We start from the raw sequence: 14,743 nt of genomic DNA on the forward strand, positions 1-14,743 counted from the left end.
GTGAACACTCCATTTTAATCTATGGACTATGTGCAAGGGGAAAACTATGAAACATCGTTGGCAGATTGCAATCTCAGCCGGACTTTTAGCTGGTGTATGGGCAGGCGTGGCAGATGTATTTCAGTTAGTTACTTGGATTGGCTTTTTAAGTTGTAGTACTTTTTTTGCTCAGACTGAATCAGGCATAAAAGGTATGTTCATGGCCATGAGCACTAATTTATCAGGTGTATTTTGGGGCTGGTTAATTATTTCTGGCAGTAGCTTTTTTGTGTCACCGACATTTGGTTATCTCTTTACCGCTATCGCGACCTCAGCAATGTGTTTACAGGCAAGCTATCAAAAGCTGGCGTTTATTCCTGGGGCATTTATTGGTTGTTGTGTCACTTTTGCTATGGGGGCCGATATCGCTGCGATATTACCGCCGTTGCTCATTGGTGCCATGCTGGGTTATAGCATGAGTTTATTAACAGGCCAGTTGATTAACCTGACGGAAAAGTTTCAAGCTTTGTCTTCAAATGCACCGGTCAATGGGGCAGATACTCAAACTGCCAAAGAGTTGTAATCGGCTTAAAGCGTGTTTTTACTCGCGTTAACAGCTCAATTATTGGTTTTAAAATCGGGTTAGCACAAATAGATTTACTCCCCTGTGCTAACTCGCTAGGATGTTGACCCCATTTAGCATCTAGCAAGGTATCACATGAGATCCGCAACACTGGTTTTAACCCTAATCGCTTTTTTCAGTCTTTTTCGCAGTTCATCAGCCAACGCCGCGCCACAAGTAGGTTTAATGGTGGGCAGTGATTCAGGTATCAACGTCAAAATTGATGATTATAAAATTGGGGTCGGATTTGACGAGTTATCATTCACCATGGATAGAACGTTTAATTTCCAAGATAACCCAAACTTTTATTGGGGTCTTGGGGGCAAAATAGCCGACTCGAATAAAGATGATATTCAGTTAGCTGCTAGAGCTGTGTTTGGCGCTCATGCTAAAGTGGAGCGGTTTACCTTTTTTGCTGAAGCACAACCGACCTTATATATACTTGATGATGTTAAAGTGAAATTAGAAGCCATTGCGGGAGTGAGATATCACTTCTAGCTAGTCAATCTGCCGATTGAATGGCTAACAGCTGATTTATTGCCATGTTTTTGGTTAAAGGGTTGCTTAAAGGTTTGGTTAAAGTTTTAATCAAAGCTATAGCTAGCTAGTTAGTAAGTGAAGTAGGGAATACCAAGGTATTCCCTTTTTTGTGGCTGATTTTTCTTCTGAGTGACAGATTTCATGTTAAAGAATTAGTTTTGTTTAATTTATTTAGGGAGTAAACCTGCCTTTTGATACCAAAACATCGCTTGCTTCATATCTTTATCCATTCCGAGCCCTAACTCATTCATAGTCCCCAGTATTTCATATGATTTTTTTTGTGTTAATGTGTATTCATCCTTTTGATAAACACAATAAAATATATTCTTGGCGGCTAAATATTTTTTTTCTTTAAACAGCGAAACACCAGCGTTCTCGAGATCTACAATGCTTTGCGTTGTGTCATCACAACCTTTTTTCAAAAATAATGTTTCAGTCTCAATAGCTTTATTTATTTCAGTACTTCGTCCCGATATTAAATTGTTAATCTCGGTCATCTCGCCATCATAAGTTGCACAAACAGCATAGCCAGATGCTTGGCTAACATAGTAATCAATAGTAAGAGCATTTGGGGAGTAGTATGAATAAGGCTGCTTAACATCAAGAGCTTGATATTCAAATTTTTGAAACTCTCCAGCACAAAGCTCAGCGGCTCTTTTTTTCCAGTTTTTTGCAACACTGCTTAAATTTGAAATCGCAGAAGAACCACCGTGTACTTCAACATAAAACAAACCATCCATCACTTTTCTATCTGTAAAGCCGCCATTGATAACACTATAACCGTCGATGTTAGCGTCTCTGTATGATGCGCATGAAGCTAGGGTTATGATAGCCAACATCATCATTACTGCTTTTTTACCGTACATTCGTTTATCCCTAAACTGTAAGCTTCTGATTTTGTATGGAGTAAAATAGCTTATTACTAATTTAAAATAAAGTCATATTGGAATATTTTGAATGTCAGTAATTTTTTGAATTATATGTGCTTTTTTGTGTTTTGTCAGTTTAAAGTTAAAGCTAACACCGTGCTTTTTAAACCCGCATTAGCTGAATTGGGAATATAATAGTATTACCTTTTTGTGACAGTTTTTTGCTGTATTTTTTATTGTTCTTCGCGTTTAAGTACTCAACCTTTTGACTGATTAATTTTGAAGTTATTTTCATTGTGAACACTTCTTATACAATGAATATGGTTTGATTGGTTATTGGTTTTATTTGATCAAGTAAACACATTATTTGGCTAGTGATTATCGTATTTTAATTCAAGGAGGAGGTTATATGGCTGGTGAATACCCAAGTAAAATTAAAAGCTTACCTTTATATGATGGTAGATTTGATGCTTACAAATTAGAGGCTAAAGGCAGTGATGTGTTATTTGCATCATATCCTGCAGGCACTGTGATCCCAGCTCATACGCATGATACTGATAATCATGGGGTTATCACCCGCGGTGAATTGATATTAACCATGAATGGTGATGTTACCCATGTCAAAACCGGTGATTGGTACCATGTGCCTGCTTTTGTAGAGCATGCAGCCCGTTTTGAGGTCGAAACCGATGAAATTGAGTTTTGGTTTAAGGCTGAGTAGGGTTTAAGTCAAAACGATAAGATGGCTTGTTAGTATAGTAAGCTTACTTTTCAGATCGTGGCGTTTAACTACAAATCAAAGTCGTGGCGCTTCGCCACATTAAGTCAAAGTCGTGGGTTTTTCACCCACACCCGACGAAAGGGAAACAACAGCATTTTCCTCCTACTTTTTCTAAGAACCATCCCTTACTGCGCCGGTGAAGTGTTGATCCTCATGCTTAATTAAGCGAATTCACTAACGCCTTAGATTCGTATCTGACGTATATGGCTATACGAATGTCGCGGTGACATGGATGTCAAAGAGCGACCATGGCTCAACAAAAGGCTATGTCGGCGTCGATAGGCAGGAAGTCTGAATGTCATGGAGTGCATGGATGCACGAGAATGACCTGCCTCCATCACGTCAATTCACTTAACGCATTCGGACACTTCCAACGGAGAACTTTGAATCGGCAAGATAAATAGGAGTCTTTCGAATAAGTTTACTCAGACCACACTTATTTGTTTTTAGCATCAGAATAATGCCCATTTGCTGTTATCATATCTGCATTATTTTTATAGAAAAGGTATTCCTATGACCTCCCTTGCAGAACTTAATATTACCGACATCACGGTTGGTGAAGGCAAAGCCGCAGAAAAAGGTGCACTAATCACCTGTAAATATACCGGTAAATTAGCTGATGGCAGCGTATTTGATAGCTCAGAAGCATTTCAAGTGGTGATCACCGCTAAACGGGTTATTCAAGGTTGGTATCAAGGTATTATTGGCGACAATCCAATGAAGGTAGGCGGAACACGCCAACTGTCAGTCCCTGCTCATCTTGGTTACGGCGAGCGCCAAATTGGCGATAAAATCCCGCCTAATTCTGATTTATTCTTTGAAATTGAATTATTAGAAGTGCTAACCCGTGATGATTAATATCAGCACGTTTAACTGCTGATATTAATCATCAGCATTGTAGTGATTGGATTAGTTTACTTTGATTTGATTACAACCTGACAGTTGCTACAGTCGTGGCGTTTCGCCACATTAAATCAATGTCGTGGGTTATCCACCCACACCCGAGCAAGAGGGGAAACAACAGCAATCCCCCTCTTGGATCACCCATGCCGCTCCGGCGAAGTTGTCACCTTCGGTCTTATTCGAAAATAGCTGACGCTTTCGATAGGCCATCCATGGCCAAACGAAAGCTAGCCAGACATCCATGTCTGGACTCACGCGATTCTTCCAATAAAGAGTCTTCAACGCCCTCAGCAACTTCCAACGGAGATTATTGATTCAGCAGGTGAAAATGGAGTTTTTTCGAATAAGTTTATTCAGATCTCATTTTACCGTATGTTTTAAGTTGTTATTATGTAGATTCTGTTATTAATAGTTGGGTATTTAATGGTTGATAAGCAAGAAGATAAAGAGTTCGTTCCACCTTCAGGAAAACAAGTCTTAAGGGCTGGAGAGTGTTTAATTGATGAAGATACTTATTTACCTCAAAATCAGGCTAGGTTAAATGAAGCTTTTACGGTTTTGTCTTATTGGCGTTACAGTTTTGAAAAGCCGTTAGAGAATGCTTTAAATAAAATCGAAAATGATATAAAAGATATTGATAATACAGCCATTTTTGCTAAAAGATTAAAAAGATTTCCATCAATTTATTTAAAGCTAAAACGATTTCCAAAAATGAGCTTGAAAAATATGCAAGACATTGGTGGTTGTAGAGTTGTTTTAAGTAATAGTAAGAAAGTCACCCAAGTTTCTAGAATAATGAAAAAAATGCCAGAACTTCGATGGGATGATGGCTTTAGAGTCAAAGACTACATTAAAAAACCAAAACTAGACGGTTACAGAAGCTTGCATATGATTGGAAGGTTTCCAGATGCTAACGGAATAGATAAAAAAATCGAAATTCAATTAAGAACACGAATTCAACATTACTGGGCAACGGCTCTAGAAATAATAGATTTATTTACAAAGCAATCTTTAAAGACTAATCAAGGGCAGCAGCTCTGGAGTGATTTTTTTATAAATGTAAGCGATCAATTCGCAATAATGGATGGTATTACTTTTTTTGAGAAATTATCTGAAAAAGATAAGCAGATTCAATATGTATCCAAATTACTTAAAGATAAAAACTCATCACGTTCAGTTTTGGAGATTTGTGAGTGTTCTAGAAAGTTAAAAGTAGTTGATAAGTTAAAAGCATTTGCTAACTCTTTAAAAGTTATGGATGAAGAAATATCGGCAATAGCAAGTAATGGGTATGTATTATTAGAGATCAATATATTCGATAAGTCTTTGGCTTATACAATGTTTGAACAAAGTAATGCTGAAGAGGCTCAGAATGTATATTCTGAAAGTGAGAAAATTACCGCTGATAATCCAAATTTAATCGTCGCTTTGGTATACGCTAATGCGGTTGGCGGTATTAAAGAAGCATACCCTAACTTTTTTGCGGACTCGACCAAATTTGCTGAACATTTAAAGTTAATTACAGAAGCAGAGAGCTTATTTAAGCGAAACTTTTTGAAACGTCTTTTTGATAACGCAAATCTATCAGATTTATAAAACATCTAATAAGTTCAACAGCCTCCATTCGAAGTTGCTGTGGACGTTGAAGAAAATAGCGTAAGTCCAGACATGGATGTCTGGCTAGCTTTCGGGGGGAAGGGACGCCCCATCGGAAGCGTTAGTTATTTTCGAATAAGGCCGCAGCTTATTCGCTTTTCAGAATAACTTCGTTGGAGCGGCAAGGGATATCGAAAAGGGAAATGCTGTTGTTTCCCTTTCGTCTGGTGTGGGCGAAGCACCACGACTTTGATTTTAAATCTCAATCTATCCAAATACAGTTTGAAATCTCTTAAACTATTAGACAATTGAATTGTTAACCACCAATCACAAACAAAAAAGCGAACTTCAATGAGTCCGCTTTTGATTTTAATAAGGCCAACACATTAACTTTGGCTAAAAGTTAAAACACCATTTCTGGCACATGCTCTGGCACGACCAACTTACCTGCAGTCTTAGATTGAATCTCTTCAACACTCACGCCCGGTGCACGTTCTAACAAGTGGAATGCGCCGTCTTTGATTTCCATAAAGGCTAAATCTGTCATCACGCGTTTAATGCAGCCATAACCGGTTAATGGCAGCTCACACAAAGGCAGTAACTTAGAGTTCCCTTTTTTGTCGGCATGCATCATGGTGACAATAATATTGTCAGCGCCTGCGACTAAATCCATGGCGCCGCCCATGCCTTTAATCAACTTACCTGGGATCATCCATGAGGCGATTGAACCGTTTACATCGACTTCAAACGCGCCTAGTACGGTTAAATCCACATGGCCGCCACGGATCATGGCAAAGCTTTCTGCCGATGAGAAAAATGATGCGCCATCTACAGCGGTGACGGTTTGCTTGCCAGCGTTAATCAGGTCGGCATCAATGGTGTCTTCGGTTGGGAACTCGCCCATGCCTAATAAGCCGTTTTCAGATTGCAGCATCACATTCATGCCTGCAGGAATGTAATTGGCCACCAAGGTTGGAATACCAATACCAAGGTTTACGTAAAAGCCGTCTTGCATTTCTTGTGCTACACGTTGAGCAAGTTGTTCTCTTGATAAAGCCATGTTCTTGCTCCTTATGCTTTGCTGTCTGAAATTTTAACGGTGCGCTGCTCGATACGTTTTTCAAAGCTTGCTTGAATCACGCGGTCAACATAAATACCAGGGGTATGGATATGGTTTGGGTCTAGCTCGCCCGGCTGAACAATCTCTTCTGCTTCAACTACGGTAATTTTGCCTGCAGTGGCCATCATTGGATTAAAGTTGGCCGCTGTTTTACGAAAGATTAAGTTACCCATGGTGTCAGCTTTCCACGCGCGTACTAAAGCAAAGTCTGCGGTTAGTGACTCTTCAAGCACATAATGACGGCCGTTAATTTCACGGGTTTCTTTACCCTCAGCAATGGGGGTGCCGTAACCTGTGGCGGTGAAAAATGCAGGGATGCCAGCGCCGCCAGCGCGGATTTTTTCCGCTAAGGTGCCTTGTGGAGTTAATATGACGTTCAATTCACCAGACAACATTTGCTGTTCAAAGGTGGCGTTTTCACCGACATAGGAGGCGATCATGGTGGCAATTTGGCGCTGCTTTAACAATAAGCCTAAACCAAAATCATCAACCCCAGCGTTGTTTGAAATTGCGGTAAGCCCTGTTACACCTGTGGTCACCATATGATTAATCAGGCCTTCAGGGATACCACACAGGCCAAAGCCACCGACCATGATGGTCATGTCATTACTGAGGCCAGCTAAGGCTTCTTGGTAGCTGTGTACGACTTTATTGAGTCCTGCCATAATCTTGTCCTTTTCAGTTTGCGGTTCGCAAATTTATATCGTTTTAATGTGTGCTATTTGGAGCTTAGCTAGTGTTTAAACTGTTTTTTAAAACAGGCTTTAAACACTGGCTTTAAATATTGGCCTATACTGTTAGCGCTTGGGCGACTTTTGAACCTGTGGTGCGGCCCAATACTTGGCTAATTTGATTGCCTGCTCGGGCAAGTTTTTGTAAATCTATGCCAGTTTCAATGCCCATGCCATGGAGCATATAAACTAAATCTTCAGTGGCGAGATTACCCGATGCGCCTTTGGCATAAGGGCAGCCGCCAAGGCCTGCTACCGATGAGTCAATCACGCTAACGCCAGTTTCTAAACAGGCTTGAATGTTGGCGAGTGCTTGGCCGTAGGTGTCATGAAAGTGTAGCGCCAGTTGTTCAACTGGGACTAAATTGGCCACCGCTTCTACCATCTTACGGGCTTTTAGTGGTGTGCCAACACCAATGGTGTCTCCGAGGGAGATCTCGTAACAGCCCATTTTGTAAAGTATTTCAGACACGCGGGCCACTTCAGTGATGTTAATCTCGCCTTCATAGGGACAGCCCAGCACACAGGAAACATAACCGCGCACTTTAATGTGTCGCTCTTTAGCGAGCGCCATGACTGGCTCAAAGCGCGCGATTGACTCGTCAATCGAGCAGTTAATATTACGTTGGCTGAAGCTTTCAGATGCGGCGCCAAAAATGGCCACTTCATCTGCGCCAGCGTCAAGGGCAAGTTCCAGCCCTTTTAAATTTGGGGTGAGGGCTGAGTAAACTACCCCTTGTTGACGCTTGATTTGTCGTAAAATATTCCCTGAATCGGCCATTTGTGGCACCCATTTCGGTGACACAAAGCTGGCCGCTTCAATACGATTAACACCGGCAGCAGCTAATTGCTCAATAAGAGTAATTTTGTTTTCAATGGACACCGTGGTTTCATTTTGCAGTCCGTCACGGGCACCAACTTCAAAAATACTGACCTGAGTCGGGAGATTGCTGGCTAACATTTTATGCCTCCGAGTCAGCAGATTCAGGCGCTTTTACATCAAGTGTACTTGGCTCGACATTTAGCAGCTGGGCACCATCGGTGACGAGTTCGCCACTTTGAAAGTAAAATTCACTCACCACGCCATCAAAGGGCGCTTCAATGGTGTATTCCATTTTCATGGCTTCCATAACAAGTAAACCTTGGCCTTCTTTGACGCTATCACCCACTTCCACTAAGTGGGTCACCACAGTGCCGTTCATTGGCGCTTTTAATTTGTCGGCGCTATCAATGGTGTCTTCAGCTATTTGGGCTAATATCGCTTTAAAGTGATAGCTGCCGCTCGGTAAGAACAGAGTAAAGTCATCACCTTGATGGCTGACGGGGATTTTGCTTTTATGACCGTTAATTTCAGCCAGCAGCATGTCATCGTTAATAGTGCCTGCAAGGGTTAAAGCTTGGCCGTTGAGGTTAAGATGCAGTGCATCGCCTAAATCGGTAATAACAAGATTGTGTAATTGCTGCTCGTCACTGCTGTCACTGAGTAGGGCAACATGGTGCACACTGGCGCTATTGAGTCTAAAGCCGCTAACTTGCCCCCACGGTGAGTAAGGATCGTGGCTGTTGGTAGCGGTTGATTTTGCCGCTTGCTGACGAGCTAACACTTGATAAAGCCCTGCTAATGCCAGTGCGTTGTCTGACTCATCGGTAACATCGCCAATTAAACTGTCGGAGTAGCGCTCGATAAAGTCGGTACAAAAATCGGCGTCGGCAAAGGCTTTATGCTCAGCAATATTAGCGAGGAACTCGATATTGTGTTTAAGGCCGCTGATTTGATACGAGCTTAATGCGTGTGTTAAGCGCTGCAGTGCGCGGGGGCGAGATTCGTCCCACACAATCAGTTTTGAAATCATTGGGTCGTAAAAGTTACTAATGACATCATTTTCGCGAATGCCTGAATCAATGCGTACATGACGGTTTTGATCCGGCTCGCGCAAGAAGGTTAACTTGCCTGAAGCGGGTAAAAATTCATTGCGGGGATCTTCAGCATAAATACGGGCTTCAAAGGCGTGGCCATGAATACGCACTTCCGCTTGGGTCAGGGGCAGCTCACTGCCACTGGCTACCATTAACTGCCATTTTACCAAGTCTTGTCCGGTGACCATTTCTGTTACTGGGTGCTCAACTTGCAGGCGGGTGTTCATTTCCATGAAGTAGAAACTGCCATCAGTATCTAATAGAAACTCAACCGTGCCTGCGCCCACATAATCAATGGCTTTCGCTGCGGCTACCGCGGCTTCACCCATTTGTTTGCGCAGCGCATCAGACAGCCCAGGTGCTGGCGCTTCTTCGACCACTTTTTGATGGCGACGCTGGATGGAGCAATCTCGATCAGATAAATAGATGGTATTACCGAAAGTATCGGCAAACACTTGTAGCTCCACATGACGTGGCTGGCGTAAGTAGCGCTCCATTAATAATTTGTCATTACCAAACGATGATGCCGCTTCTCGGCGAGCGGAGTTAATTGCTGCCAGCACGTCAGCTTGGTTTTCGACAATACGCATGCCTTTACCACCGCCACCATAAGCTGCTTTGATCAGCATGGGGTAGCCGACTTTTTTGGTTTCAGCCAGTAGGGTTTCATCTGATTGGTCATCACCATGATAGCCGGGCACTAATGGCACATTGGCTGCGCCCATAATCATTTTGGCGGCGCTTTTACTGCCCATAGCATCAATGGCATCACTGCCTGGGCCGATAAATACAATGCCGTTTTGCTCACAGTTGCGAGCAAAGTCAGCGTTTTCAGACAAGAAACCATAACCTGGGTGAATCGCTTCTGCGGCCGACTTTTTCGCAATTTCAATGATCAAATCAGCTTTTAGGTATGAATCAGCTGGGGCGCTGCCACCAATGTGGAAAGATTCATCGGCCATGGTGACATGGCGGGCATCTTTATCGGCATCAGAATAAAGCGCCACAGTACGAACGCCCATGGCGCGGGCGGTGTTGATGATGCGACAGGCAATTTCACCACGATTGGCAATTAAAATCTTAGTAAACATTATTGGGCTCCTTGTGCATCAGTCTTAGTGCTTTTAGTCGATTGAGCACGCCAAGATGGTGAACGTTTGTCAAAGAATGCATTGAGGCCTTCTTGGCCTTCGTCTGATACACGTATGCGGGCAATTTGCTCGCTAGTATGGGCAAGGGTGGCGTCATTTATCACGCCATCTTCAAGATGGGACACTAAGGTTTTAACCCATGCCATGCCTTGGGGGCTGTTAGCGTTAAAGGCCTCGATAAACGGCTGGGCTGCCGCGTCTAAATCATCATTAACTTCATGAATAATTTGATGGGTTAAGGCTACAGTGGCACTGAATCGCTCGGCGCTGAGCATATAGCGGCGAGCTTGGCGGTTGCCCATGGCTCGCACCACATAAGGGCTGATAACCGCAGGGATTAAACCTAGTTTGACTTCGCTGAGGCAAAAACTTGCGCGCTCATTGGCAATGGCAATATCGCAGCAGCAAATTAACCCTAATGCGCCGCCAAAAGCTGCGCCATTGACTAAGGCAATGGTGGGTTTGGGGAATTTATCCAGTACATGCATCAGCTTTGCTAGCTCATTGGCATCATTTAGGTTTTGGGCAAAGTCCATTTTTGCCTGCTTGCGCATCCAGTTAAGGTCGGCGCCAGCACTGAAGTTTTTGCCATTAGCGCGCACAATTAGCATGTTGCAGCTGTCATTGCTGGCGAATGATTCTATGGCAGTGATCATTTCATTAATCATCACTTCGTCAAAAGCATTGTGTTTTTCAACCCGGTTTAAAATCAGCTCGGCCACGCCTTGGTTTAATTGGCATTGAATGTACTGATAAGCTTGAGTATGAGTTATTTGAGTCATTAACTTGCTCCTATTGTTAAGCCGCAATTACATGCGAAATACACCAAATTTGGTGTCTTCAATAGGCGCATTTAATGCCGCCGATAAGGCTAAACCCACCACATCACGGGTTTGCGCTGGATCGATAATACCGTCATCCCACAGGCGCGCACTGGCATGGTAGGGGTGACCTTCTTTGTCATACTGCGCAACAATGGGTTTTCTAAAGGCTTGTTCGTCTGCATCTGACCAGTCTTGGCCTTTGCGGGCTAAGCCGTCACGGCGCACAGTAGCTAACACACCCGCTGCTTGCTCGCCGCCCATAACTGAGATACGGGCATTAGGCCACATCCACATCATAGTGGGTTCAAATGCGCGGCCACACATACCGTAATTACCCGCGCCATAGCTGCCACCAATAATCACAGTAAACTTTGGCACATTGGCACATGATACTGCGGTGACCATTTTAGCGCCGTGTTTAGCAATGCCTTCGTGTTCGTACTTTTTACCCACCATAAAGCCGGTAATATTTTGCAGGAACAGTAAGGGGATTTTGCGTTGGCAACATAACTCAATAAAGTGAGCGCCTTTTTGGGCTGATTCAGAAAATAAAATGCCATTGTTAGCGACAATGCCGACAGGGTAGCCATGAATGCGGGCAAAGCCGCAAACTAGCGTGGTACCGTAATTGGCTTTAAATTCGTCAAAATCTGAATCATCAACAACCCGGGCGATGACTTCTTTTACATCAAAGGGCTTTTTAAGGTCGGTGCCGACAATGCCGTACAATTCACTGATATCGAATTTCGGTGGCTTTGATGGACTTAGCTGGGCTGCAATTTGTTTTTGATGATTGAGGCGTGAAATGGCTTTACGGGCAAGCTCTAATGCGTGGTCATCATTTTGGGCTAAATGATCGGCAACGCCGGAAATTTTAGTATGAACTTCAGCGCCGCCTAGCTCTTCGGCGGTTACTTCTTCGCCGGTCGCGGCTTTCACTAATGGTGGGCCGGCTAAAAAGATAGTGCCTTGCTCTTTAACGATAATCGATTCATCTGCCATGGCGGGAACATAGGCACCACCTGCAGTACATAAGCCCATGACCACAGCCACTTGCGGAATACCTTTAGCTGACATTTGCGCTTGGTTGTAAAAAATACGTCCGAAATGATCGCGATCGGGAAACACTTCATCTTGTCTTGGTAGGTTAGCTCCACCAGAATCCACCAGGTAGATACAAGGTAAATGACAGCGACTAGCAATGTCTTGGGCCCGTAAATGCTTTTTCACTGTAATAGGGTAGTAAGTGCCGCCTTTAACGGTGGCATCATTGGCAATGATCATGCATTCAACACCGCTTACACGGCCAATACCGGCGATCACACCGGCTGCGGGCACAGCTTCGTCATAAACTTCATAGGCGGCGAATTGGGATATTTCTAAAAAGGGTGAGCCGGGGTCGAGCAGTTTTTCAACTCGATGACGGGGCAGTAATTTGCCTCGTGACAGATGGCGCTCAAGGGCGACAGGGCCACCACCTTGCTCAATTTGGGCGAGTTTGATTTTTAGATCATCAACTAATGCCACCATGTCATCATGCTTGGCTTTAAACTCGTCACTACGGGCGTTAATACGGCTGCTCAATTGCGTCACAATTCATATCCTTAATGAGTCAAGTGAGGCGTTAGCATGGCTGAGACTAAAGGGGGAGTGCCTCAACCACGCTACGCACTAAACACTTTGCTATTGACGTTAACTTTTGAATAGTTTGGTGTTGATTGTATTTTTAGTGTGCTGCTAACTAGCTTGATATACAGCTGTTTTTTGATATACAGCTATTTGGATTAGCTATCCAAATTTAACAGCTATTTGGATTCATTAAACAGTTCACGTCCAATCAACATACGGCGAATTTCTGAGGTTCCCGCTCCAATTTCATATAACTTGGCATCACGTAATAAACGCCCTGTGGCATATTCATTGACGTAACCATTGCCACCTAATAACTGAATCGCATCCAGTGACATTTTAGTGGCTAGCTCGGCGCTATATAAAATTGCGCCAGCAGCATCTTTACGTGTGGTTTCGCCGCGGTCACAAGATTTGGCCACGTTATAGATGTAAGATTTAGCAGCGTTCATGCAGGTGTACATATCGGCAAGCTTGCCTTGGACTAATTGGAATTGACCAATGGATTTACCAAACTGTTCCCGCTCGTGAATATAAGGCATGACAATATCCATACAGGCATTCATGATGCCTAACGGCCCACCTGATAACACCACGCGCTCATAATCAAGGCCGCTCATCAGTACTTTTACGCCATTGTTAAGCCCGCCTAAGATATTTTCTTCAGGGACCTCACAATTTTCAAATACCAATTCACAGGTATTGGATCCGCGCATGCCTAATTTATCGAGCTTTTGTGCGGTGCTGAAGCCTTTAAAGGTCTTTTCAACAATAAAGGCAGTGATGCCATGTGGGCCTTTATCTGCATCGGTTTTGGCATAAATCACTAAGGTGTCAGCATCAGGACCATTGGTGATCCACATTTTATTGCCATTAAGAATGTAATGGTCGCCTTGTTTACGGGCGCTTAACTTCATTGATACCACATCAGAACCTGCATTAGGTTCACTCATAGCCAGTGCGCCGATATGTTCACCACTAACTAATTTTGGTAAGTACTTGGCTTTTTGCTCAGCGCTACCATTACGATTAATTTGATTGACGCAAAGGTTTGAGTGGGCACCGTAGCTTAAGCCAATAGAGGCAGAGGCGCGGGAGATTTCTTCCATGGCGACGACATGGGCAAGGTAGCCCATATTCGCGCCGCCATATTCTTCAGGCACGGTGACGCCTAGGAGTCCCATCTCTCCTAGAACTGGCCACATATGGTTAGGAAAAGCATTGTCTTGATCGACCTGCGCCGCAATGGGCGCAATCTCGTTGCTGGCAAAATCATGTACGGCATCGCGAAGCATGTCCACGTCTTCGCCCAGGCCGAAATTAAGGCTTGTGTAGAGTGATGTCATTGTCTTGTGTCCTGTTGAATATTAGCTATCTGTGCCGTGAAACTATGTTGTTCCTTAGGCTTATAATTTTTATATTGTTGCTGTTATTATTCAGTTAAACGGATCTTTTGCTGTCGATGATGAGTCGCTATTTAACACTGTCCTCTAGGGCTGACTTACATTGCTGCTCAGCAGAGTTCAGTTCCATAAGTACCACTTTGATATCGTCCATTTGCTGCTGCAAAGAGGCTTTTTTCTCTTCTACTAAATCGAGCATTGTTTGTAGTTGAGAAGTACTGCTTTTATCTGCATCGTAAAGCTCAAACAAACGACGGGTTTCCGCTAACGAAAAACCTAAGCGTTTACCTCGTAATATCAGTTTTAAGCGCACACGATCTTTTAAACTATAGATACGTGTTTGCCCGCGGCGTTTCGGTTTTATTAAGCCTTGGTCTTCGTAAAACCGAATACTACGTGTGGTGATATCAAATTCCTTTGATAAATCACTAATTGAATAAGTGGATTGTGGGTTTAAATTTGCGCTCATCGTTTCACCAAAAGTACGTCTTTTGATGCAAGATATATGAAGTTTACGTAAAGGTAAAGTTTGTCGCCAGTTGCCAAGGCTGTTTTTGTTAAAAAACAATGTAAATACAGCTTGCCAAGGGCGAGGGATTACCGCGCGAAAGGATGGCGCAGTGGCAGCATAGTGAATTTGATATTGTAGCAAAGGCGCCATTAATTAGGTTGATAATT

At 43.4% G+C, this 14,743-nt stretch carries 14 protein-coding genes; 5 read left to right on the top strand and 9 right to left on the bottom strand.

Going from position 1 to position 14,743, the window contains the following annotated elements:
* Positions 1–46 precede the first annotated feature (46 nt).
* Positions 47–562, top strand: coding sequence for a DUF1097 domain-containing protein (locus tag BM739_RS10495; RefSeq protein WP_076540383.1), 516 nt, complete (start codon positions 47–49; stop codon positions 560–562).
* A 135-nt stretch (positions 563–697) separates the two neighbouring features.
* Complete coding sequence (locus tag BM739_RS10500) at positions 698–1,099, top strand: hypothetical protein (protein ID WP_076540385.1); 402 nt, start codon at positions 698–700, stop codon at positions 1,097–1,099.
* 209 nt (positions 1,100–1,308) lie between these two features.
* Here the strand turns inward: BM739_RS10500 and BM739_RS10505 are convergent, their stop codons facing one another.
* The gene (locus BM739_RS10505) at positions 1,309–2,007 is read right to left on the bottom strand and encodes an SEL1-like repeat protein (protein ID WP_076540387.1); all 699 of its coding nucleotides are present in this window, start codon (positions 2,005–2,007) and stop codon (positions 1,309–1,311) included.
* A gap of 412 nt (positions 2,008–2,419) precedes the next feature.
* Between BM739_RS10505 and BM739_RS10510 the strand changes: the two genes are divergently transcribed.
* The 3 genes from BM739_RS10510 (at position 2,420) to BM739_RS10520 (ending at position 5,290) form a co-directional block, all read left to right on the top strand.
* Entirely contained in the window at positions 2,420–2,731 is a 312-nt protein-coding gene (locus tag BM739_RS10510; RefSeq protein WP_076540389.1) for a cupin domain-containing protein, read from the top strand.
* A gap of 573 nt (positions 2,732–3,304) precedes the next feature.
* Positions 3,305–3,649 (top strand): FKBP-type peptidyl-prolyl cis-trans isomerase, encoded by a 345-nt coding sequence (locus BM739_RS10515; RefSeq protein WP_076540391.1) that lies wholly within the window; start codon positions 3,305–3,307, stop codon positions 3,647–3,649.
* 468 nt (positions 3,650–4,117) lie between these two features.
* Positions 4,118–5,290 (top strand): RelA/SpoT domain-containing protein, encoded by a 1,173-nt coding sequence (locus tag BM739_RS10520; RefSeq protein WP_076540393.1) that lies wholly within the window; start codon positions 4,118–4,120, stop codon positions 5,288–5,290.
* Positions 5,291–5,693: 403 nt separating this feature from the next.
* Here the strand turns inward: BM739_RS10520 and BM739_RS10525 are convergent, their stop codons facing one another.
* From BM739_RS10525 to BM739_RS10560, 8 genes are all read right to left on the bottom strand, one after another.
* Positions 5,694–6,350, bottom strand: a complete 657-nt coding sequence (locus tag BM739_RS10525) for a 3-oxoacid CoA-transferase subunit B (protein WP_076540395.1) — start codon at positions 6,348–6,350, stop codon at positions 5,694–5,696.
* Positions 6,351–6,361: 11 nt separating this feature from the next.
* On the bottom strand, positions 6,362–7,075 hold the full coding sequence (locus BM739_RS10530) for a CoA transferase subunit A (protein ID WP_076540397.1): 714 nt from the start codon (positions 7,073–7,075) through the stop codon (positions 6,362–6,364).
* 124 nt (positions 7,076–7,199) lie between these two features.
* Positions 7,200–8,102: a hydroxymethylglutaryl-CoA lyase gene (locus BM739_RS10535; RefSeq protein WP_076540399.1), complete on the bottom strand. Its 903-nt coding sequence runs from the start codon at positions 8,100–8,102 to the stop codon at positions 7,200–7,202.
* A 1-nt stretch (position 8,103) separates the two neighbouring features.
* Complete coding sequence (locus BM739_RS10540) at positions 8,104–10,149, bottom strand: acetyl/propionyl/methylcrotonyl-CoA carboxylase subunit alpha (protein ID WP_076540401.1); 2,046 nt, start codon at positions 10,147–10,149, stop codon at positions 8,104–8,106.
* The gene (locus BM739_RS10545; protein ID WP_076540403.1) at positions 10,149–10,991 is read right to left on the bottom strand and encodes an enoyl-CoA hydratase-related protein; all 843 of its coding nucleotides are present in this window, start codon (positions 10,989–10,991) and stop codon (positions 10,149–10,151) included. Before BM739_RS10545 ends, BM739_RS10540 begins: the two co-directional genes overlap by 1 nt.
* A 27-nt stretch (positions 10,992–11,018) precedes the next feature.
* Positions 11,019–12,626 carry a carboxyl transferase domain-containing protein gene (locus BM739_RS10550; RefSeq protein ID WP_076540405.1) on the bottom strand — a complete coding sequence of 536 codons (1,608 nt, stop codon included), beginning with the start codon at positions 12,624–12,626 and terminating at the stop codon, positions 11,019–11,021.
* A 212-nt stretch (positions 12,627–12,838) separates the two neighbouring features.
* Positions 12,839–14,008, bottom strand: coding sequence for an isovaleryl-CoA dehydrogenase (locus BM739_RS10555; protein WP_076540408.1), 1,170 nt, complete (start codon positions 14,006–14,008; stop codon positions 12,839–12,841).
* Between the two features lie 127 nt (positions 14,009–14,135).
* On the bottom strand, positions 14,136–14,534 hold the full coding sequence (locus BM739_RS10560) for a MerR family DNA-binding transcriptional regulator (protein ID WP_076540447.1): 399 nt from the start codon (positions 14,532–14,534) through the stop codon (positions 14,136–14,138).
* Positions 14,535–14,743 lie beyond the last annotated feature (209 nt).

The organism is Shewanella sp. UCD-KL21 (genome assembly GCF_001957135.1).
In the GTDB taxonomy this organism is placed as follows: Bacteria; Pseudomonadota; Gammaproteobacteria; order Enterobacterales; family Shewanellaceae; genus Shewanella.

Bases quoted from the DNA above. Each gene is read 5' to 3' on its own strand.
- BM739_RS10520 (WP_076540393.1), top strand. From the start codon at position 4,118: ATGGTTGATAAGCAAGAAGATAAAGAGTTCGTTCCACCTTCAGGAAAA.
- BM739_RS10545 (WP_076540403.1), bottom strand. From the start codon at position 10,991: ATGACTCAAATAACTCATACTCAAGCTTATCAGTACATTCAATGCCAA.
- BM739_RS10540 (WP_076540401.1), bottom strand. From the start codon at position 10,149: ATGTTTACTAAGATTTTAATTGCCAATCGTGGTGAAATTGCCTGTCGC.
- BM739_RS10560 (WP_076540447.1), bottom strand. From the start codon at position 14,534: ATGAGCGCAAATTTAAACCCACAATCCACTTATTCAATTAGTGATTTA.
- BM739_RS10515 (WP_076540391.1), top strand. From the start codon at position 3,305: ATGACCTCCCTTGCAGAACTTAATATTACCGACATCACGGTTGGTGAA.
- BM739_RS10495 (WP_076540383.1), top strand. From the start codon at position 47: ATGAAACATCGTTGGCAGATTGCAATCTCAGCCGGACTTTTAGCTGGT.
- BM739_RS10510 (WP_076540389.1), top strand. From the start codon at position 2,420: ATGGCTGGTGAATACCCAAGTAAAATTAAAAGCTTACCTTTATATGAT.
- BM739_RS10525 (WP_076540395.1), bottom strand. From the start codon at position 6,350: ATGGCTTTATCAAGAGAACAACTTGCTCAACGTGTAGCACAAGAAATG.
- BM739_RS10505 (WP_076540387.1), bottom strand. From the start codon at position 2,007: ATGTACGGTAAAAAAGCAGTAATGATGATGTTGGCTATCATAACCCTA.
- BM739_RS10555 (WP_076540408.1), bottom strand. From the start codon at position 14,008: ATGACATCACTCTACACAAGCCTTAATTTCGGCCTGGGCGAAGACGTG.
- BM739_RS10530 (WP_076540397.1), bottom strand. From the start codon at position 7,075: ATGGCAGGACTCAATAAAGTCGTACACAGCTACCAAGAAGCCTTAGCT.
- BM739_RS10535 (WP_076540399.1), bottom strand. From the start codon at position 8,102: ATGTTAGCCAGCAATCTCCCGACTCAGGTCAGTATTTTTGAAGTTGGT.
- BM739_RS10500 (WP_076540385.1), top strand. From the start codon at position 698: ATGAGATCCGCAACACTGGTTTTAACCCTAATCGCTTTTTTCAGTCTT.